This window comes from Psychromonas sp. SP041, from assembly GCF_000470315.2.
Lineage (GTDB): Bacteria > Pseudomonadota > Gammaproteobacteria > Enterobacterales > Psychromonadaceae > Psychromonas.
Window position 1 is genome coordinate 44,107 of record NZ_CBRF02000015.1, and the last position, 21,061, is coordinate 65,167.

Below are 21,061 nucleotides of genomic sequence, written 5' to 3' on the forward strand. Positions count from 1 at the left end.
ACTATTGATTATTAAGAATTAACCCTGCTAGTTTATCTTTGCCTATCGCATCAATTCCGGCTTCTACTTGTGAAGAATTCGATTGTCCATAGCCAACCACTAATATCGCAGTATCACAAATTGAAGCTAATATTTGCGTCTCTGCATATAAACCAATTGGCGGTGTATCAATGATGATAAAACGGTCAGGATAACGATTTTTAATTGAGTTAATAAAATTCTGCATCTTATTTGAAGAAAAAAGCTCTGCTGCATGAATGGTATTATTACCAACAGGAATGACTCTTACACGAGGAATACCAGAAGGATAGATAATATCTGTAATAGAATCAGTGTCTTTCGCTAAGAAGTTCGTTAAACCAATCGTCGGTTCTTCTTTTAAATAAGAAGCAATACGTGGTTTATAAATATTACAGTCAATAACTAGCGCCGTTTTACCTTGGTCTAAAGCAATGCTAGTTGCTAAGTTCATACTGACATGACTAGTACCTGATTGCTGTGAAATCCCAGTGACCATACAAATAAAGTTATTATGGTTCATTTTGTTGAGCAAATTAGTACGCAGTTCACGATAAGCATTAAGAGTTTTGTAATCATCTAAACCAGGGTAAATAATTTTACGTTCATCTAGTTCTTTAGCCGATAATAAAGGCGCTTCTGTCATCTCCTTTATTTGATTGGTGTTAACAGTATCCAACATAGATGAATCATTACTTTTTAATTCGTTATTATTTTTTAAAGCGTTATCAGATAAAGGCATATTAAAATCCTCCTAAAGCAATAATGTTTTCTAAAGAGGCACCATATTTATAAGCGAGTGCAATAGCAACATAGCCAAACATACACACTATGCAATAAAGTAATAAGAAAGTGTTATGAACACGATGCGTTCTATTTTCAGCACTAGATGTGGCATGAGGGATACCTGCTAACAAGGTAACACCTTCAATTTCTTTAATTTCTGATGAGAATCTGATTTTTGAATCAACTAAGATTTTAGCAACAAAAATAGCTATCACAATCAATAATGCAACAAGAGGTCCTGCAGCAAAGAAGTGAATAAAGCGTGCACCAAGTGGTTTGTTTGGATACGTCGCAGCTTCTTGTAATTTATAATTCACCCCTTGCCCTTGAATATCCAAAACCATTGAAATTCGGGCTTTCTCTTTTTTAGTTAGCATTTCTTCATATTGAGTTTGGAATACACTGTAATCTCGTGTTAATTCAGAAAGTTCAGCTTTGTTGTTGGCAATACGCTTACGTCGCTCATAAGACTCATCTAATAATCGATTAAATGCTTTAAGACGATTTAATAATGTACGGTGTTCGATTTCAGCAGCCGAGGACAAACTTCTTAACTCTTCATATAAAGGATTAAAGTCAGCATTAACGGCTTTTTGTGTGCTCTTTTTAGTGCCAACTTCTGAAATAACTTTTTCTAGATCATTAATTTGATAGTTAATGTCTACGATCGCTGGATAACTATCTTCATAGTTTATTTGTAAAGCGGCTTTTTGCTTTTTAAGTTCTCTTAATTGAGTATTATAAACAGCACTTTCATAATCATTACTCGCATATTTATTTTCTCTAGATAACTGTTTTTTCAAACTCGCGTTACGTGTATTACTTTCTTGTATTTGAATATTTAACTCTTCAATTGAAGATCGAAGAGTCGCAATTCGATTGTTAACTTCATCTTCAGTTCCATCAAAATTAGTTGATTGAAAGCTTTTTAATTTATCTTCCGCTTTTAGTAATAAAGCCTTATAAGAAGCCGCTTGTTGATCGATAAAGTTAAACGCACTACGACTTTCTTCTCGTTTAGTATCTGCACTGTCTTCTATAAAGACCGCAACCACTTTATTTAGAATTTCAAAGGTTCTTTCAGCGCTATCATCTTTATAAGAAACTTGAATATAGTTACCAGATCTTCCGTCAACACTTATATTGCTACGAACTTGGCTCATTTTAATATCTTTTGATAAAGGGGTAGGGAAAGCACCTTCACCATAAACACTATCAACGACCTCAGATAAAATACGCGGTGAATAAATAATATCACGTACCTGGTTACTTCTATTTTGCTTTAGCTCCGTCACAGCCGCTTTAGCACCTAATAAAGGCTTAATAATATTCTGATTATCAGCAAATATCGTAATTGAACTAGAATAGCTAGGTGGACGTAAAATACCGACGAACATAATAACGAAGCTTATAATTGTTATTACAAAAGCGACTTTAAACTTTCGTTGGCACATTTCACGCCATACTACAGCGACGTACTTAAAAATTTCTGTAATATCCATTGTTAAAATACACTCTCAGGAATAATCAAAATATCAGATGGGCGAAGGGTATAGTTAGTATCTAAAATGCCTTTGTTTAGAATATCATCAACATTTACATGGTAAGGTTTAATGCCATCAGGTGTTTTTCTGTATAAAATAGACTCATCGGCATTAGCAAATTCAGTTAAACCACCTGCTTCTAACACTAAATCAAGCACATTTAAATCAGTGTAATAAGGAATAGATAGTTGACCATTCACTGCACCAGTAATACGTACTCTGCTTGAATAAGAAGCACTATTCGCTCCAAGTACAATGACAGTAACGTTAGGTCCACGAATGTATTTACTTAATTTGTCAGCTAATTCAGATGCTAGCGCTTCCGGCGATAAACCTTGGGCTTGAGCATCACCAACAAGCGGCATCGATATTTTACCATCAGGACGAACAGGCACACTGATTGAAAGCTCTTGATTCTTCCACACACTGATCATCAATTGATCATTGTTACCTATTTTATATTCAGAAAATTTTACTTTTTCAGAATAAGGTTCTTCATTTAAAACAACCGTCTTTGCACAGCCACTAATCATCACTGCACAGAGAAGTCCCAAAAGGTAATTATTCATATTTTTCTCTCTTTTAAAATTTAACTAAAATACTGTTTTAGAGTAAATCACTTAACAATTTGTGATCACCCAAACCAACTAAAACAAACATTATCCATGTTGTAGTACGCTCTAAACCTTAACTTGCCATCGGTAAATAAATCGAAAATTTACTCCCTTCTTTAGGCTTGCTCTCAACGATCAACTCTCCATTTAATGAATGGATAATTTCACGAATTTGATATGCCCCGATTCCCATCCCCTCATTTTCCTTTGTACTATTAAAAGGTTGAAATAATTCATTTTTAATAAAATCTTGGTCCATACCTGTACCCGAATCCATAATTTCAAGCCAGATCTCATTATTTTTACAGCTTAGATATAAATGAACATAGCCATCTTCATCAGTTGCATCTTGAGCATTTTTAATGAGATGGTTAATAGCCATTAATAATTTATCACTATCGCCATTAATAAAAACACTAGAGCATGAATGAGAAAACACCGGTGTAGGATAACCATTCATATTCATATCAACAGCTTGTGTTAATAAATCGCATACATCGATTGTTTTAGATTCAGTTTTACCTTTCATTTTTTTTAAAAGCTGATCCATTTTATTAACTGAATTAGCAATTGTGGCAATAACATCATCAACAAATTCAGGATGATGTTTATATTTCTCAGCGTTTTTAACAACTAAGCCCTGTTGGGCAATCAAATTTTTAATATCATGAATTGCAAACGCAGAAATTTTATTAAACATATCAAACTGTTGGTTTTGAATAAGTTTTTCAGATGCTTGTTCTTTACTAATGTAACTCGCTATTTGTCGCCCTGTGAGTTTCAGTAAATCAAGATCTTCCCAAGTTAATTTTTCTTTTTCATTTAAATTACTTTTACACAGCACAGCAAAACCAATCAAACCCGATGAAGTATTAAGCGGCAAGACTATCCATGCGTTATCAACATAAGAAACCCATTCAGGTAGATCAAAATTATATTGAGGATCGTATTTACTAGCAGACTCATTGACCTGAAAAACCCACTCTTCTTGTTCTAACCTATGTATAAAATTCGTCTGACTTGATTCAATAGGTAAACGACCAACAAATGCTAATTTATCCATGGCGACCGATGTATAAAACTGTTGACCTTTAACCCATATACCACCGCCGCTACAATTAAAAATCGTACTTAATGCGTTTAAGGAAATATCGTAACAGTTTTGATTTTTATGTTGCTCTGATAATAAGAGATCTAGTTTTATCCATTGTTTTTTATAGTCATATTTATGTGCAAAAAAATGCTTACTGGTCCAAACAACAAAACTATCTCGAATTCTTTCAGATAGTGATAGTGCAATAATTAAAAACACGGCAAATACATATAGCATCACCTTAGAAGCACTTAACCAACTGATATTAAAATAATCGAGCGCTGAAGCGACTAAAGCAATAACAATTAAAAAACCACCCACTAACGTTAAACTCGTATTAAAAATAATAACACTGTTAGAAAGCTTAAAACTGCTACGCTCCTTCAATTGATCTGCATAAAAAATAATACTGATTGCAAGAATCAATGAGGTAACAGAACTAATCACGGTTCTGGCTTCCCACAACGATTTATTTAAATCACTATTTAACAACAACAATGAAAAGACAATAATATCGTAAGCAAAAATAATAAAAGCAACCAGTGCCACGAGCTTTGTCATTCGACTAGAATTATCATTTCTAATTAATTGTTCACAGACAACAAAACCAAATAACCCGAGCAAAATTTTAATATAAAACGCTAAAACCGGAGAGGGGAAAAGCGCTGCATCATGGCTAAAGCTATAAACAAATAATGATAAAGTAGCCAGCAATGCGGTATATAAACTATACGCCCAAATATTGGGTAATTTAGACCCTCTAGTAAGCATTAACAAATAGAGTAAAACAATAACCCAAGATAGGTATCGCAACGTTTCTAACAAGAAAAAAGACCAAGATAAGGAAGTAGTAGAAATAACATCAGGTACAGAGACATGCCAGAGAATCGATATGACAGCACAAGTAAACAAACTGACTTTAATGCGTGTAATAGAAATATTAAAAAGGACAATGATTGCTAACGCTATCTCAACGCAGCTATTTAACCAGTTTCCTTGATTTAAAATCAGGCTTAATTCCATTTATAACTTCCCTGATATGCATAAAATAAATACGATTAAATCAAAAATAAGTACTAAGTCATTAAATTTTATCAATTATAGCTTTTATGACAAAAGGAAAGCAAACCTTGATGAGGTTTAACATCATTAAGATATTAAATTAAAATTAACTTCACATCAAAGTTCAATATTGAGTGTAGATAAGGCCTAGATCCCTTTTTATTATCATCAATAAAACACCATAAATGCAAAAATCGATGACATCTACGGTTATTAATATCCCCTATTAACACTATACTGAAAGGCTGAGTTTAATAGATTTTTTACATTTTTTACTTCTTTATCGTCTCATTATTTTAAGAGAATTTAGAATTGATCAACTATTGTTTCGAACTCAAACCATATGCATCACTTATTTAAAGACCAAGAGTAATAAAAACAATAGATGATTCTTTCTGACAGTTGATTAACGACTTCGAATATCGGATAAGTTAATAAACTAGCTTTATATAAATGAAATTAACGACTTACAGTTTAAAAAAAGTATAAAGATCTTATGCTTATTAGCGGAAATTAAATGTTTAACACACAAATAAAAAATGAACTAAATAAATGCCAAACAATGCTTAAAGAGTCAAATTCTATTATCGACTCAATAAAGCAAAGTGTAGCAACAATAGAGTTTACTCCAAATGGAGACATTCTTGACGTAAATGATCTATTTCTAAATATAACTGGCTACCAAAGAAATGAAGTTCTCGGTATCCATCATTCGAATATGTGTACTCCAGAATACATTAAATCAAATGAATACCAGTCTTTTTGGAAGTTGCTTAGACAAGGCGCAGCTAACAAAGGTACGTTTATGCGAAAACATAAAAGCGGTGAAACTATTTGGCTTGAAGCCACCTATTTTCCTATTATTAAAAATGGTCACGTAACCAAAATAATGAAAATAGCGACAGATGTAACGAATAAAAAAATAGCATCTATGTCAAAAGAAGCCGTTTTTACTGCCCTTGATAAATCACAAGCAATTATTGAGTTCACTCCTCAAGGCAATATTCTTACTGCTAATGATAATTTTTTAAATGCAGTTCAATATAATTTAAAAAGCATACAAGGAAAACACCATCGCATATTTTGTGAAGAGTCCTTTTATAAAGAAAATCCAACGTTTTGGGAAGACTTACAACAAAACAATTTTAAAAGCGGTCAATTTTTAAGAAAAGATGCACATGGTAATGATTTATGGTTGGAAGCAACTTATAACCCAATTATCGATAGTAATAATAACGTCATCAAAGTCATAAAGTTTGCCAGTAATATCACCCACAATATTGAACGAGAAACGCTGGTAAGGAATGCTTCAACGATTGCTCATGAAACGTCATTAGAAACCGTAGAAATGATTGAGAAAGCATCAGGTATGTTAGCCTCTTCAGTTAAAACATCAGCTGACATTTCAGATAAAACAATTAAAACAACAGAGCTAATAGAAATGCTCAGTGAGCAAGCCGATAACATTCAATCAATGGTATCAACCATTAAAAGTATTGCAGACCAAACCAATTTACTTGCATTGAATGCAGCAATTGAAGCGGCAAGGGCTGGAGATCAAGGGCGAGGTTTTGCAGTTGTTGCTGATGAAGTGAGGCAACTTGCTTCTAGAACAACTGAATCAACGAAAGAAATATCAGAGGTTGTTGCCAATAATCAAGAAATAACAAAGAACGTTCAAGAAGGTATTAATGCAGTGTCTGAATTTGCAGAGAAAGGCCGTGACCAAATAAGTAAAATAGAAACGGTCATGAATGATATTCAATTAGGCGCTCAAAATGTATCTCAAACAGTCGATAGCTTAAGCAAAGCGTAAAATATTCTGTTGAGTATTGACGTTTATTAAAAAATGGAAGCTGTCATAAAACGGTGTTAATGCTTCTACATCAAATAACCTACATTACAGCTCAATAAAAAGGCACTGATTAGATAATCTACTCAGTGCCTTTAAAAAATGAATCTCTTTAGTATTTGTTATTTGGTATTTAGTATTTAGTATTTGGTATTTGGTATTTGGTATTTATAATAAACGTAATCACTAAACAGATTACGTTTATATATTTAAAAACGATGAAGCTTGTAACACCGTTTTTATGACAGTATCCAAATATTAAGTACTCGTATTTCTAACATCAACCAACACTTTTAGTTTTTGTCCTGATTTTATATATTTACTGTTTTTAATATTATTCCAGCGTATTAAATCAGCCGTTTTAACATTAAATTTCTGCGCTATTTCACCCAAAGAATCACCAGAACGAACTTGGTAGGTAACATGACGAGTAAATTGCTTTGAATCAGCCACAGCAGTTGTCGATACAGGTTTCCAAATAATTAACTTTTGACCTAAACGTAATGTTTTTTGTGTTTTAAAACCATTCCATTTAGCTATTTCTTTTGACGTAACTTTATATTCTCGACTTATATCCCAAAGTGTATCTCCTTCAATGACCTCATGAATAATCTTTTTGTTTGTAGCACTATTTTTAGAGGTTTGAGCTTCAAATCGTTTTGCTTGTAAAGACAACGCTAGCTGCTGTGATTTACTCGCAATAGGAATTAAAAGAGGTTGTCCAATTTTAATAAATGAACTGTCCAAATCATTTATCTGTTTTAATACTCGCGTTGTTGTTTGCTTGTTTCGTGCAATGACACTTAAGCTATCCCCAGCTTTAACGAGATAACGGTCCCAACGAACACGTTTATTAATATCAATTTTAGCAAGCTTCTCTGTAAACTCTTCAGCAATAAGAGTCGGTAATAAAAGATTATGAGGACCATTCGGAGACGTTGCCCAATGGTTAAAAGCAGGGTTTAATAATTGAAGCTCTGCAAGGCTTAACTCAGCAAGTTCAGCTGCGTAAGCAAGATCTATTTGAGACCCAATATTGACATAAGAAAGTGCTTGTTGATTTGGAATATACGGTAAATCGATATTATATTTTTTATGATTACGCAGAATATCGATCAACGCTAAAAATTTAGGCACATAATTTTGAGTCTCTTTCGGTAGTGATAGACTCCAGTAGTCAACCGCTTTCCCTGCTTTTTTATTCTTTTTAATGGCTCGCTCTACTCGCCCCTCTCCAGAATTATAAGCAGCAAAGGCATACAGCCAGTCTTCGCCTAAATAACGATGCAAGACTTGCATATATTTAAGCGCACCACGGGTTGAGGCATAAACATCTCTTCTGCCGTCGTACCACCAGTCTTGACTTAAACCAAAACGAAGCCCTGACATAGGCATAAACTGCCATAAACCAGATGCCCCAGCATGTGAATAGGCAAAAGGGTCAAAAGTACTTTCTACAATAGGCAACAATGCTAATTCAAGTGGTAAATCATTAGCTTCTATCTGCTCGACAATTAACCACAAAAAAGGTTCTGCGCGCTTTGATACTCTTTTTAAGTATGCAGGATGTTTTAGGTAATAATCACGTTGTTCTGCAACACGAGAATTATCTGGCACTTCAAAATTAAACCCTTCAGCTAACTTCACCCAGAGGTTTTCATAAGATTTATCAATTAAGGGACCAAGCTGCTGTCTAGATTGATCTTTAACGAGGTTTGTTAAGCCTTCTTCATTAGTATCATCAACTGCATTTGTGGTCGTGCTCGCTTCACTTGAAACTTCAATGAATTCGGGCGCTTGTGAAGAAGTACTTTGACAAGCACTCAGCAATATTATTAAAAATAAAGGCAAAAAAAGTTTCATAGTATGACCATTTGCAAAATTAAAGTGCGTATTCTATGTTTTTTTAATCATGCAATCAAAAATGATCTTTATAAAGACGAAGCTCTTTAAAGCATTGTAATCCTGATGTAATTTTTTTGGCTAAGATATTTTGTAAGTTATTAACTAACGCCTCATCATCAAACCGCAAAAAAGGGTTCACTAATTTCTGGCATTTAATCGTCGTAGGAATACTTGGCAAACCTTGCTGACGTAATTTACTAACTTGTTTAATATAGGCAATCAGATCGCTATTATGGGGATCAACATGTAAAGCAAAAATAAGATTATTTTGTGTATATTCGTGCGCACAATAAACTTTCATATTTTCATCTAAAGCCGCTAAACGGGAAAGTGCATCAAACATTTGTTGGTGAGTTCCTTCAAAAACACGTCCACAGCCAGCTGAAAACAAAGTATCTCCGCAAAATAACATTTGCTCATTAAAGTAAACAATATGATCAAGTGTATGACCCGCCACCTGCCACACTTTAAAAGAGAGCTTGTCATCAAAAAAAGAAACCTCATCTCCTTCATCAACTAAGTGAGCATTTTCAAAAAGAGGATTTTTACTGAATACTTTAATTTTTGGGTTGTCTGACACAAGGTCTTTTACGCCACCAGTATGATCTTGGTGATGATGAGTAATAATAATCGCTTCAATCGTTAAGTTTTGTGCCGCTAATATTTCCAAGACGGGTGTTGCGTCACCAGGATCAACTACAACACATCGCTGACTTTGACTATCTTTGATAAGCCAAATATAGTTATCATCGAAGGCTGGAATGGTTAAAACACTAAACATAATTTATCTCAACTTTTAAAATTTGGGGGATGGACGCATCTATGAAAATAGCAAAAACATCACGTATCTTAACGCCAATTACTGATTGGTTACAGTTAAGTAATGGCGAACATTTACAAGCGCAGACTCAACATCTTGTTAATAACGCGATATCACACTGCTTTGGTTACCACTTATTAAAACTAGGTCATTTGAGTACCCAATTAAAAACCGATCAATGCCCTATTCGCCATCAAATCAACTGTGCAGAAGACGGTACTGATATCGGTTTAAAAAGTGACTTACATGATTTACCTTTTCAAGACTCTACTATTGATTGTTGCATTTTGGTACATGAGCTTGATTTTTCGAGTGATCCTCATCAATTATTACGAGAAATAGATCGCGTATTAACATTAGATGGCACACTTGTGATCAGTGGTTATAACCCTTACAGTTTTTTTGGATGCCGCTCGTTATTTACCCCTAAAAATACCCAAACTGCACGTCTATTTTCACCGAATCGCGTTATCGATTGGTTACATTTATTAGGGTTTGAAATTAAACAAAAACAACACTTTGATTATATTTCAGCGCAGCCTGAAGGTCCCTTATTGTCGTTAATAGAAAATATAGGGCAACGCTATTTATCTTTTTTCTGCAGTGTTTATTTTATCGTAGCCAAAAAACGTTGTACGCCAATGACTCCAGTAAAATCTAGTTTCGAATTCAAAAGAACGATTATTAATAATCAACCAATTGCTACAAAGCAATCTCATTCCAAAGAATTAAACTAACTAAACAAAACAAAAACAAGGAAACCTTAGCAATAAACCTGTTTAGTTAATCGTTTAAGCGACTAGCCATCAAAACCTTCATCAGGCTGAGTCGGATTTGCTTCTGCGGCTTCTCGAGCCAAATCATCACAACGTTCATTTTCAGGATGTCCTGAATGCCCTTTAACCCAATGCCATCTAACCGTATGTTTATCTTGCGCTGCATCTAGTGCTTTCCATAAATCAACATTTTTTACCGGCGCTTTAGCGGCTGTTTTCCAGCCGCGTTTTTTCCAATTATGTATCCATTGCGTGATACCTTGGCGAACATATTGGCTATCAGTGGTAACATCTACCTCACAGACTTCTGTTAAACTTTCTAAGCCTTTGACACAGGCCAACATTTCCATTCTATTATTAGTGGTTCTTTCATAACCTTCTGACAATTCACGACGGTGTTCGTTAAACACTAAAATAGCACCATAACCACCTGGACCTGGATTACCAAGACATGAACCATCTGTATAAAGTTGAATTTTTTTCATTAATATCATCACATAAATTTTGTTAGACTAGTCAGCAGAAAATTCTGCAACTTAAGCAGCTAAAATACGCAACAACTATAAATAGAGATGTCTATGAACACAAGTAAACTGACCCGACAAGTTGTATTAGATACTGAAACAACCGGTATGAATAAAGATGGACTCATTTATGTAGGGCATCGCATTATTGAAATCGGTTGTGTTGAAGTCATTAATCGTCGTTTAACTGGTCGTCATTATCATGTTTATGTACAACCTGATATGTTAATTGATCCAGAAGCAATGGCGGTTCATGGGATTACTGATGAATTCTTATACGATAAACCTCGCTTTTCAGAAATTGCTGACGAGTTTATTGATTTTATTAAAGGTGCTGACTTAGTTATCCATAACGCGCCCTTTGATGTCGGTTTTATGGATCAAGAGTTTCGTTTTTTAAATAAAAAGACACAACCCACTGAAGAAATCGCCACAGTAACCGATACATTAGCAATGGCTAAGAAAATGTTCCCCGGTAAACGGAACAATCTTGATATTTTATGTGACCGTTACGGTATCGATAATAAACATCGTGTATTACATGGCGCATTATTAGATGCGGAAATCCTCGCCGATGTTTATTTGCTCATGTCTGGCGGTCAAAAAGATTTAAATTTAGCCAATAATGAGTCAGGTAAAAATGATACAGGTCGACGTTTACGTCAAAATTTATCACCTTTATCTGTCATTCATGCCAGTCAAGAAGAATTAACAGAACATGAATCGCGTTTGAATCTAGTACAAAAATCAGGGAGTTGTTTGTGGCGATAATTAAGAAAAAGTGGATAGCATTCACGTTACTCATGTTCACAGCAACGAGTTCAATGGCACATACTATTTATGCACCCAATGATATCCCTTTACTTGATAACCGCTTTAGAATTGATCCTAATACTGAACAAGTCACTATTATATTAAATCACCCATCGCATGCACAAAAAGTCGTACTAGTTAAACCAGATGGCAGCAAATGGTATGCACAGCGCCATCCACCAGAGTCCGTTGGATGGTTTAACAATCGAAATCAAGACATTATTACAATACAAAACCCGATGCCAGGGCCATGGCAAGCTATTGCTTCTTTAAACGGCAATAACCGAATTCAGCTATTAAATCCAACCACTCTAAAAGTAGAAAAATTACCGCTCAAAGTTTATAACAAGGAATACCTCACTTCTTATATTTCTTTAATAAATGATGGTCAGGTAATCACAGATAAAGATTTATTAAATAATGCACGCTTAACCGTTTCATTAATTAACAATGATGAACAAACTAACGACAGCCAAAAATCAATTGCACTCTATAAAGATGATGGGCAATCTTATGACTCATTACCTTTTGATGGCAAGCTCAGTACCCGTTTATTTATGGACTTAACGCCAGGGCGTTATTTAGTAAATATTAGAACTAAGAATAATATTTTTATACGCAGTTATAATGCAGATATGGTTGTTTTCCCTCAACCACTTGGCTACAACATAAAACAATCAAATAATAACAAAAACAGTGCAGAGTTTACTTTTGTTGTTGACCCGTTAGAAATAGATCCAAACTCAGTGGTGATAGATAGTTTAATAACAGATAGTAGCGGCAGTAATACGAAACAATTAATAGTACATCTTGTCGACCAAATATTAGAGAACGATACAACAACGCTTAAAATAGAATTACCCTATAAAAACTATACCTACTCAGGCGAAGTATTTGCAACGACGGTGGACGGGCGAGAATTAAGCTTTCAACTACCAGAATATAAGTTTGAAGTGGCAAGCGCTGAACTTGAAGTAATTGAAAGCACAATAACAAGCTCAGCAGCAGAACTCACTGTTGCGGAATTAGAACCAAAAACGATTGAAGCAGAAGAAATAGAAATAACAGATACATTTCAATATTTATGGATTTTAGTTTCGATTCTCATTGTGATAATTATCATTAGTATCTTTGTCGTTTTATTTATTCTCAAAAGAAAGCAAAAGAAATTACTAGAAAATGGTGAACTATCATTAGATGATCTTTCTATAGAACCTTTAAAACCATTAGAAATAGATGAAAATAATGTTAAAAAATAAACGCTATGAGCATAAAATGAGCAGTCAGACGCCTTAGCTTGTAAATATTGTGTTTTTTTTGTTTTTCGTTATTGACTCAGTACCTGCAACTCCGTATTATCTGCGCCTCAACGGAGTTGCATATTATGTAACGTTGATTTTGCTGGAGTGGTAGTTCAGTTGGTTAGAATACCGGCCTGTCACGCCGGGGGTCGCGGGTTCGAGTCCCGTCCACTCCGCCAACAATTTTTTTATAAATTTAGTTTTATAAATTTAGTTTTATAAATTTAGTTTTATAAATTTAGTTTTATAAATTTAGTTTTATAAATTTAGTTTTATAAATTTAGTTTTATAAATTTAGAGTTGGCAATACTATCTAGCAAAATCTAAAGTTGAACTGATGATTATCACGTGGAGTGGTAGTTCAGTTGGTTAGAATACCGGCCTGTCACGCCGGGGGTCGCGGGTTCGAGTCCCGTCCACTCCGCCAACTCATTTGCTTGCAAATGTAATAGATAATTATCAAAGCTTGAACTGTAATACTCCAGTGGAGTGGTAGTTCAGTTGGTTAGAATACCGGCCTGTCACGCCGGGGGTCGCGGGTTCGAGTCCCGTCCACTCCGCCAACAGTATTATATGAAAGCTAAATGGTTTATTTCACCAGTATTAATTTACAAAGAAATAACTGTAACACACTCGTGGAGTGGTAGTTCAGTTGGTTAGAATACCGGCCTGTCACGCCGGGGGTCGCGGGTTCGAGTCCCGTCCACTCCGCCAACAGTGTGTTAAATCGTTATCACTGCGATATAAAATAAAGTGGTAAAACTGTTATACACTCGGAGGAGTGGTAGTTCAGTTGGTTAGAATACCGGCCTGTCACGCCGGGGGTCGCGGGTTCGAGTCCCGTCCACTCCGCCAACAGTGTATAAAAGTTATTATTATCTTATCTAAATTCTTTAGTTCAATACTTCAATATTAAATTAGTACAAAAATACTCATCTAATTCTTATACCTCTATATTCTCTATATTCTCTATATTCTCTATATTCTCTATATTCTCTATATTCTCTATATTCTCTATATTCTCTATATTCTCTATATTTTAAAATAACGAACAGCACCTAACAGCATTTAGTTGTTTAATTAAATAAATCTAAAAATCGACTATAAATTGCTAATAATACCAATGGAATTAAATAAGTGATCAGAGATTGCGCAGGAAAAATTAACACTAATAAGGCGTGAGTTGTAGGAGATAGTTGTTCTCACTTAAAAACTCACAACGCAGTTAGGGGTTATTTTAACCAGCAAGAATGATCACCTTATTAATTCTTTTGGTATAAGCACTCCATAAGTTTTTATTAAATTTTTTATAATAAAAAGCGCCGAAGCGCTTATTTTTTAGATAAATAATTAATAATAGGTTATGAAAAAGTGAGATCGTTTATATCAGGCATACTGGGACGATCTTCTTCAAGGCTTAGATTACTGACTGGTTTTGTATTATCTTCTTCTGCTTCTTCGGCATTGCTTTTATCTAACTTAAATTTAAGTGCTAAGTTAGTTGGGGAGTCAGAGTTTTTAATCGCCTCTTCTTTACTGATCAAACCTTCATTCGTTAATTCAAATAACGCACCATCAAAAGTTTGCATACCTAACTCTTTAGATTTTTCCATTATCTCTTTTAGCTTTTCAAATTGACCTCGTTTGATCATATCTCGAATAGTTAACGTTCCCATCATTACTTCAATGGCAGCACACCTTTTACCATCAATAGTTGGCACCAAACGTTGTGAAACAAAAGATCTAAGGTTGTTACCTAAATCAATTAATAATTGTAAACGTCGCTCTTCAGGAAAAAAGTTAATGATACGGTCGATGGCTTGGTTTGCATTATTAGCATGTAATGTAGACAGCACTAGATGCCCTGTTTCAGAGAAAGCTAAAGCATGTTCCATTGTTTCTTTATCACGTATCTCACCGATTAAAATAACATCAGGCGCCTGGCGTAAAGTATTCTTTAAGGCAGCATGAAAGCTACGCGTATCAACACCTACTTCCCTTTGATTAATAATACTTTTTTTATGTTTATGTACAAACTCAACGGGATCTTCAATAGTAATAATATGGCCTGAAGAATTGCTATTACGATAATCTATTAATGCAGCCAATGATGTTGATTTACCCGATCCCGTCGCACCAACAAACAAAACTAACCCGTTTTTAGACATGATCACTTCTTTTAATACTTCAGGTAACCTCAAATCTTCAAACTTTGGAATGTCAATTTTTATGTTACGTACAACGATCGAGATATCATTTCGTTGTTTGAATATGTTAACGCGAAAACGTCCGATGCTTGCCAATGAAATAGCAAGATTCATCTCTAATGTGTGGGCAAACTCTTCTTTTTGTTCCTCATCCATTATTTCGTTAGCAATTTTACCAACTTCACCTGGCTTAAAACAAACATCACTTAAAGGCATAAGTGAGCCTTGAAATTTTGCAGAAGGTGGAGCACCAGTCGCTAAATAAAGATCTGACCCATCTTTACTCGCTAACTCATTTAACATTGTTTCAAATTCCATAACTTATATATCCATCTAAAATCTATATATGCTGTATTGCTATATGATTTTTTATTTTATTAATAATTTAATTGCTATTGCTTTAATCCTAGCACGTAACTTGATTTTATATTTTTTCTGCATAACAGCCTAGTCAATCTACTACTAATTACATACAAATGAATTTAAAATCAAAAATAATGCATAAAAAATCATTTTAAATTGTTTTTAATCAACCCACAAAAAAGTTGAATTATTTACTCATTCACGTAATAAAAAATTATGGGGAAACAACCTTTGTTCACAAAAACAATATTATAGATAACTAATGTGATGAGATGCTCACTTTTTATTCAGTAAAACATGATCTAGCTCTTTGTCTCTCCGTAGCAAAGTAAATAAATTAACATAGTATTAACAACACATTTACTTAGAAGATAAATAACTTTCTCAGTAAAACTAATAAGTGATTAAAAGTGAATGCTTATTTTTTGTTTAATTGATGGTTAATTTAAATACAAAATAACGTAATTAGCTTTAATTTCTTTCTCATTAGTAAGATTAAGGAGAGTGGCAGTGAGCTTTGAAGATTCAGATAAAGCAAAGGGATATTGGAACGAAAACCTCAAACTGGTAATAAAATTATTGGTTATTTGGGCTTTTGTTTCATTTGGGTGCGGCATATTACTCGTTGATATATTGAATGAATTCAGTTTTATGGGATTTAAATTAGGATTTTGGTTCGCTCAACAAGGTTCCATTTACGTCTTTTTAATATTGATTTTTGTCTATGTAAAAAAATCAAATACCCTCGACAAAAAATATGGTGTTGACGAATAACAAGGAGTAATAAAAATGGATGTTCAAACATTAACCTATTTGGTAGTTGGGGTTACATTTGCTGTTTATATCGGCATTGCAATTAAGACACGAGCGGGTTCAACAAAAGAGTTTTATGTAGCAGGCGGTGGTGTTCCACCTATTTTAAATGGTATGGCAACCGCGGCGGATTGGATGTCAGCGGCTTCATTTATATCACTTGCGGGGATTGTTTCTTTCGTTGGGTATGATGGTAGCGTATACATTATGGGGTGGACTGGCGGCTATGTACTGCTTGCACTCTTGATGGTTCCTTATCTTCGTAAATTTGGTAAGTTTACCGTGCCAGATTTTATTGGTGATCGTTACTATTCACAATCAGCACGTACTGTTGCAGTTATCTGTGCCATCTTCATCAGCTTTACCTATATTGCAGGTCAAATGCGTGGTGTAGGTGTTGTATTCTCTCGCTTCCTTGAAGTAGAAGTAGATACCGGCGTTTATATCGGTATGTGTGTCGTATTTTTCTATGCTGTTTTAGGTGGCATGAAAGGGATTACTTATACTCAGGTAGCGCAATACTGTGTCATGATTTTTGCTTTCATGGTACCTGCTGTTTTTCTTTCAATCATGATGACAGGTCATATCTTCCCTCAATTAGGGTTCGGTGCAGAATTACTGGATGCAACGGGTAATAGTTCAAGTGTTTATTTACTTGATAAATTGGATGGTCTTTCTACGGAATTAGGGTTTGCTCAGTATACTGAAGGCTCTAAAGACATGATTGATGTACTGTTTATTACAGGTGCATTAATGTTTGGTACGGCCGGTTTACCACATGTAATCGTTCGTTTCTTTACAGTACCAAGAGTAAGAGATGCACGTAGTTCTGCTGGTTGGACATTATTATTTATCGCGATTATGTACACCACTATTCCTGCATTAGCTTCTTTTTCACGTGTAAACATGATTCAGTCAATCAACGGTCCAGAAAGCCAAGGTGTACCACATGCCGAAGCGCCACTATGGATTGAAAACTGGGAAAAAACAGGCTTAATCAAATGGGACGATAAGAATAGCGACGGTAAGATGTTCTACTCAAATGATGAAAGAAATGAGATGAATGTTGACCGTGACATTATCGTATTGGCAACACCAGAGATGGCAAACTTACCAGCATGGGTTATTGCGTTAATGGCTGCCGGTGGTCTAGCAGCCGCGTTATCAACATCCGCAGGTCTACTATTAGTTATTTCAACGTCTGTTTCTCATGATTTATTGAAAAAGAACTTAATGCCCAATATCTCTGATAATAAGGAGTTAATGTATGCGCGTATGGCATCAGGTGCCGGTATTATTATGGCAGGTTACTTTGGTATTAACCCACCAGGATTTGTAGCCGCCGTCGTGGCCATCGCCTTTGGTCTTGCCGCCTCCTCTTTATTCCCAGCTATTACGATGGGTATCTTTTCAACGAAAATGAATAAAGAAGGCGCTATCGCTGGCATGCTAGCAGGTTTATCATTTACGACTATTTACATTGTTTACTTTAAATTTGTAAACCCTGCTGCAAATGTATCTGAGAACTGGTTATTTGGTGTATCGCCAGAAGGCATAGGTATGTTAGGTATGGTGATTAACTTTGCAGTCGCTATTCTAGTCTGCAGAATAACAGCACCAACACCGCAAGCCGTGGTTGATATGGTCGAATCAATTCGTTTCCCTAAAGGAGCAGGTGAAGCACAAGATCATTAAAATTGATTGAATGTTAAAAGCGCTTCGGCGCTTTTTTTTTCATTAATTTTTATAATGATATTTTTATAGGAGCCCCTTTATAAAAGAAAATAAACGGAGCAACTATTAGCTAAATGACCATTTATAAAGTGACTTTTACCATGCCCTATTAAAGAGATACGGTTTCATCAAACATCTTTTTATTAAGTACTGTTATGAGTTAACTATCAGCCCACATAATAGGTAATTAGGTACATATGGATAATAGTGAATTACAGCCCATTTTTGATTTCATGCGCAGGTTAGCGCCTTTTGATTCATTGCAAGAACAAACACTTAAGCAATGTTGTAAGGTATTGACCATTGCCTATTACAGTCAACAGCAGAAATTAGTACATGTTGATAGTAATGACCCACAACTTTACATTGTTCGTAGTGGTGCTTTTGAAGTTAGTACGCAAGAAGGTGAATTAATTGATCGAATAGGCGAAGGTCAATACTTTGGATTTAGTGGCATGCTTTCGGGTGAGAAAGTCGTTAATCAAGTCCATATATTAGAAGATGGTTTGGTTTATCATTTGCCCGCCGTTATGTTCGACCAATTACGAGCCAATTGTCATTCTTTTGATCGCTTCTTTAATCAAGCTTTTGCCAAACGTCTACGTAATCAAGGCTCACTTAAACATAATCATATTAGCACTGCACGTATTACTAATATTATGTCACGAGAACTCACTACTATTACTCGTGATGCAACTATCCATCAAGCAGCATTATTAATGTCAGAGAAGCGTCTTTCATCACTGATTGTCGTCAATGAAGACAAACTATGCGGTATTTTAACCGATCGAGACTTACGTAACCGTGTATTAGCGAAGGGTCTGACAGGTGCTTTATTAGTCGAGCAAGCAATGACTGAACACCCAACGACGATTAAGCCTGAGGCGTTGATTTTTGAAGCCATGCTAAAAATGAGTGAAAAAAATATTCATCATTTACCCGTCGTAAAAGGGAATAAACCTATTGCTATTATTACGAGTACTGATTTAATCCGCAGTCAAAGTTCTCAACCTTTATTGTTAATTGGCCAAATAGATCGCCAAAATAATTTAGAGTCGTTAATTCAAGTCAGTCAAAAAATACCCGATCTATTATTTAACCTGATTAGCAGTGATGCTAAAGCAATGGAGATAGGTCGAGTGCTCACCTCTGTGACAGATTCATTAACACGTCGCTTAATTGCATTAAGACAAGAACAGTTAGGACCCGCACCAATGACATTCTGTTGGCTTGCTTTTGGTTCTCAAGGTCGTCAAGATCAAATGGCAGGATCAGATCAAGACAATGCATTAATACTAGAAAGAGAAGCGACTAAAGTAGAAAAAGACTATTTCAAACAATTGTCAGAATATGTTTGTAGTGCCCTGAATGAATGTGGCTTTCCATTTTGCCCTGGTAATATCATGGCACAAAACCCAAAGTGGCAATTAACATTACAACAATGGTTACAAGCATTTTCTAAATGGATTAAAACACCCGACCCCAGTGCCTTATTAAATGCCACAATCTTCTTTGATATGAGACCTGTATTTGGTGATCTCAGTTTATTTAAGCAATTACAAACCACTGTATTAAAGAATACAAAAAACAACGATATATTCATTGCTGCGCTTAGCCAAAATGCATTGCAATCAACCCCACCACTTGGTTTCTTCCGTAGTTTTGTACTGGAACGAGATGGTAGTGAAGTAAAAGGAATCGATTTAAAACATAAAGGTAATGCACTCATTAATGATATTGTCAGGATCTATGCTTTATCTGTAGGAATAGAAGAAGTAAATACAATCAAACGTATTGAAGCATTAATTGCGTTATCAGCCATCGATAAGGATATTGCCATGAACTTACTAGACTCTTGGGAATTTATTGCTCATAAACGCCTTACGAATCAAGGACAGCAATTTAATAACACGCAACCCGTTTCTAATTATATTTTGCCTGATAGTCTTTCATCATTAGTCAGACACCAATTAAAAGATGCCTTTAAAGTCATTCATGAAGCCCAAGGCACCGTGAAACACAAATTTTTAAGACAATTTTAATGTTGCAGCAATGGTGGTTAAATAAAAAATTAAAACGACTTATTAACAATAATAAGTTAGGGAAACCTGAACACTTACAAACCCATTATCAATATCTGTTAACAAACCTTAATCAACCTATTTCAAAAACTGATTTACTCGCATTAGATATTGAAATGACAGGATTAAACCCGAAGAAAGATCAAATGGTCAGCATCGGTGTTATTCCTATTATTAATGGCCAAATACAGCCTAAATTTGCACAACATAAATTTATAAAAATTCAAGGTAGTGTTGGTCAAAGCGCTGTTATTCATGGTGTTTTAGATAAGGACTTAAACAATGCTTTAACACAACAAGAGGCGCTAGAGTGGCTCTTTGAACAATGCCAACACAAAGTGTTAGTCGCACATCATGCACAATTAGATTTACAATTCTTACAGCAATCATTACGTAAAATAGGTCTACAACCGTTGCCGTTATTCGCAATTGATACATTACTTATTGATAAAAGAAGGCAATTTCGTAAACATCAATTTTTAAATACAGGTAGCTTACGCTTGAACGCCTGTAGGGAACGCTACAACTTACCTATTTATAATGCACATAATGCATTAACAGACGCATTAGCTTGCGCTGAATTACTATTGGCTCAATTAAATAAGATGGGAGGGCTAGAAACTATAACGTTAGCTAAATTACTTGAAAGTCATTGATATTCATTGAGAGTCTTACTTTTAAAAAACTTATTTGATATAGCAACGCATCAAAAGTGAATGCAGAAAATACCAGTAAATATTTATTAGTATGAGCCT

At 34.9% G+C, this 21,061-nt stretch carries 16 protein-coding genes and 5 tRNA genes; 13 read left to right on the plus strand and 8 right to left on the minus strand.

All coding sequences use genetic code 11. From position 1 onward, the window contains the following. Window position 1 precedes the first annotated feature (1 nt). The 4 genes from SP041_RS10030 to prsK form a co-directional block, all read right to left on the minus strand. Window positions 2–760: an AAA family ATPase gene (locus tag SP041_RS10030; RefSeq protein ID WP_137297678.1), complete on the minus strand. Its 759-nt coding sequence runs from the start codon at window positions 758–760 to the stop codon at window positions 2–4. A 1-nt stretch (window position 761) separates the two neighbouring features. Further along, window positions 762–2,306 carry an XrtA system polysaccharide chain length determinant gene (locus tag SP041_RS10035; RefSeq protein WP_137297679.1) on the minus strand — a complete coding sequence of 515 codons (1,545 nt, stop codon included), beginning with the start codon at window positions 2,304–2,306 and terminating at the stop codon, window positions 762–764. Window positions 2,307–2,308: 2 nt separating this feature from the next. Beyond that, window positions 2,309–2,917, minus strand: coding sequence for an XrtA/PEP-CTERM system exopolysaccharide export protein (locus SP041_RS10040; protein WP_137297680.1), 609 nt, complete (start codon window positions 2,915–2,917; stop codon window positions 2,309–2,311). Window positions 2,918–3,035: 118 nt separating this feature from the next. After that, window positions 3,036–5,078 (minus strand): XrtA/PEP-CTERM system histidine kinase PrsK, encoded by a 2,043-nt coding sequence (gene prsK / locus SP041_RS10045; protein WP_137297681.1) that lies wholly within the window; start codon window positions 5,076–5,078, stop codon window positions 3,036–3,038. Window positions 5,079–5,634: 556 nt separating this feature from the next. Between prsK and SP041_RS21360 the strand changes: the two genes are divergently transcribed. Beyond that, complete coding sequence (locus SP041_RS21360) at window positions 5,635–6,933, plus strand: PAS domain-containing methyl-accepting chemotaxis protein (RefSeq protein ID WP_137297682.1); 1,299 nt, start codon at window positions 5,635–5,637, stop codon at window positions 6,931–6,933. A gap of 294 nt (window positions 6,934–7,227) precedes the next feature. Here SP041_RS21360 and SP041_RS10055 read toward each other — a convergent pair whose 3' ends face one another. Further along, complete coding sequence (locus tag SP041_RS10055) at window positions 7,228–8,832, minus strand: LysM peptidoglycan-binding domain-containing protein (protein WP_137297683.1); 1,605 nt, start codon at window positions 8,830–8,832, stop codon at window positions 7,228–7,230. A gap of 55 nt (window positions 8,833–8,887) precedes the next feature. Further along, a complete protein-coding gene (gene gloB / locus SP041_RS10060; RefSeq protein WP_137297684.1) occupies window positions 8,888–9,655 on the minus strand; it encodes a hydroxyacylglutathione hydrolase in 768 nt (255 codons plus the stop codon). A gap of 41 nt (window positions 9,656–9,696) precedes the next feature. Between gloB and SP041_RS10065 the strand changes: the two genes are divergently transcribed. Next, window positions 9,697–10,431: a methyltransferase domain-containing protein gene (locus SP041_RS10065; protein ID WP_137297685.1), complete on the plus strand. Its 735-nt coding sequence runs from the start codon at window positions 9,697–9,699 to the stop codon at window positions 10,429–10,431. Window positions 10,432–10,493: 62 nt separating this feature from the next. On the opposite strand, the gene rnhA is transcribed toward SP041_RS10065, so the two are convergent. Beyond that, window positions 10,494–10,955 (minus strand): ribonuclease HI, encoded by a 462-nt coding sequence (gene rnhA, locus SP041_RS10070; protein WP_137297686.1) that lies wholly within the window; start codon window positions 10,953–10,955, stop codon window positions 10,494–10,496. A gap of 93 nt (window positions 10,956–11,048) precedes the next feature. On the opposite strand from rnhA, the gene dnaQ reads away from it, so the two are divergent. The 7 genes from dnaQ to SP041_RS10105 all read left to right on the plus strand — a co-directional run bounded on the left by dnaQ (window position 11,049) and on the right by SP041_RS10105 (window position 13,963). Next, window positions 11,049–11,765: a DNA polymerase III subunit epsilon gene (dnaQ, locus tag SP041_RS10075; RefSeq protein ID WP_137297687.1), complete on the plus strand. Its 717-nt coding sequence runs from the start codon at window positions 11,049–11,051 to the stop codon at window positions 11,763–11,765. Beyond that, window positions 11,756–13,066, plus strand: coding sequence for a hypothetical protein (locus tag SP041_RS10080; protein WP_137297688.1), 1,311 nt, complete (start codon window positions 11,756–11,758; stop codon window positions 13,064–13,066). Before dnaQ ends, SP041_RS10080 begins: the two co-directional genes overlap by 10 nt. A gap of 144 nt (window positions 13,067–13,210) precedes the next feature. Beyond that, a tRNA-Asp gene (locus SP041_RS10085) sits at window positions 13,211–13,287 on the plus strand. Between the two features lie 171 nt (window positions 13,288–13,458). Continuing rightward, window positions 13,459–13,535: transfer RNA gene (locus SP041_RS10090), tRNA-Asp, on the plus strand. A 59-nt stretch (window positions 13,536–13,594) separates the two neighbouring features. Beyond that, window positions 13,595–13,671: transfer RNA gene (locus SP041_RS10095), tRNA-Asp, on the plus strand. A gap of 74 nt (window positions 13,672–13,745) precedes the next feature. Further along, window positions 13,746–13,822 (plus strand) — tRNA-Asp (locus SP041_RS10100). Window positions 13,823–13,886: 64 nt separating this feature from the next. Continuing rightward, a tRNA-Asp gene (locus SP041_RS10105) sits at window positions 13,887–13,963 on the plus strand. Window positions 13,964–14,469: 506 nt separating this feature from the next. Here the strand turns inward: SP041_RS10105 and SP041_RS10110 are convergent. Beyond that, a complete protein-coding gene (locus SP041_RS10110) occupies window positions 14,470–15,633 on the minus strand; it encodes a PilT/PilU family type 4a pilus ATPase (RefSeq protein ID WP_025564850.1) in 1,164 nt (387 codons plus the stop codon). 555 nt (window positions 15,634–16,188) lie between these two features. Between SP041_RS10110 and SP041_RS10115 the strand changes: the two genes are divergently transcribed. From SP041_RS10115 to SP041_RS10130, 4 genes are all read left to right on the plus strand, one after another. Beyond that, window positions 16,189–16,452: a DUF4212 domain-containing protein gene (locus SP041_RS10115; protein WP_025564851.1), complete on the plus strand. Its 264-nt coding sequence runs from the start codon at window positions 16,189–16,191 to the stop codon at window positions 16,450–16,452. A 15-nt stretch (window positions 16,453–16,467) separates the two neighbouring features. After that, on the plus strand, window positions 16,468–18,186 hold the full coding sequence (locus tag SP041_RS10120; RefSeq protein WP_025564852.1) for a sodium:solute symporter family protein: 1,719 nt from the start codon (window positions 16,468–16,470) through the stop codon (window positions 18,184–18,186). A gap of 236 nt (window positions 18,187–18,422) precedes the next feature. Further along, window positions 18,423–20,267 carry a DUF294 nucleotidyltransferase-like domain-containing protein gene (locus tag SP041_RS10125; protein WP_025564853.1) on the plus strand — a complete coding sequence of 615 codons (1,845 nt, stop codon included), beginning with the start codon at window positions 18,423–18,425 and terminating at the stop codon, window positions 20,265–20,267. Continuing rightward, window positions 20,267–20,962 carry an exonuclease domain-containing protein gene (locus tag SP041_RS10130; RefSeq protein ID WP_037049379.1) on the plus strand — a complete coding sequence of 232 codons (696 nt, stop codon included), beginning with the start codon at window positions 20,267–20,269 and terminating at the stop codon, window positions 20,960–20,962. Before SP041_RS10125 ends, SP041_RS10130 begins: the two co-directional genes overlap by 1 nt. Window positions 20,963–21,061 lie beyond the last annotated feature (99 nt).

Excerpts from the sequence above, each read along its gene's own strand:
- dnaQ (WP_137297687.1), top strand. The coding sequence starts at position 11,049 with ATGAACACAAGTAAACTGACCCGACAAGTTGTATTAGATACTGAAACA.
- SP041_RS10065 (WP_137297685.1), top strand. The coding sequence starts at position 9,697 with ATGAAAATAGCAAAAACATCACGTATCTTAACGCCAATTACTGATTGG.
- SP041_RS10035 (WP_137297679.1), bottom strand. The coding sequence starts at position 2,306 with ATGGATATTACAGAAATTTTTAAGTACGTCGCTGTAGTATGGCGTGAA.
- rnhA (WP_137297686.1), bottom strand. The coding sequence starts at position 10,955 with ATGAAAAAAATTCAACTTTATACAGATGGTTCATGTCTTGGTAATCCA.
- prsK (WP_137297681.1), bottom strand. The coding sequence starts at position 5,078 with ATGGAATTAAGCCTGATTTTAAATCAAGGAAACTGGTTAAATAGCTGC.
- gloB (WP_137297684.1), bottom strand. The coding sequence starts at position 9,655 with ATGTTTAGTGTTTTAACCATTCCAGCCTTCGATGATAACTATATTTGG.
- SP041_RS21360 (WP_137297682.1), top strand. The coding sequence starts at position 5,635 with ATGTTTAACACACAAATAAAAAATGAACTAAATAAATGCCAAACAATG.
- SP041_RS10110 (WP_025564850.1), bottom strand. The coding sequence starts at position 15,633 with ATGGAATTTGAAACAATGTTAAATGAGTTAGCGAGTAAAGATGGGTCA.
- SP041_RS10040 (WP_137297680.1), bottom strand. The coding sequence starts at position 2,917 with ATGAATAATTACCTTTTGGGACTTCTCTGTGCAGTGATGATTAGTGGC.
- SP041_RS10055 (WP_137297683.1), bottom strand. The coding sequence starts at position 8,832 with ATGAAACTTTTTTTGCCTTTATTTTTAATAATATTGCTGAGTGCTTGT.
- SP041_RS10120 (WP_025564852.1), top strand. The coding sequence starts at position 16,468 with ATGGATGTTCAAACATTAACCTATTTGGTAGTTGGGGTTACATTTGCT.
- SP041_RS10130 (WP_037049379.1), top strand. The coding sequence starts at position 20,267 with ATGTTGCAGCAATGGTGGTTAAATAAAAAATTAAAACGACTTATTAAC.
- SP041_RS10030 (WP_137297678.1), bottom strand. The coding sequence starts at position 760 with ATGCCTTTATCTGATAACGCTTTAAAAAATAATAACGAATTAAAAAGT.
- SP041_RS10125 (WP_025564853.1), top strand. The coding sequence starts at position 18,423 with ATGGATAATAGTGAATTACAGCCCATTTTTGATTTCATGCGCAGGTTA.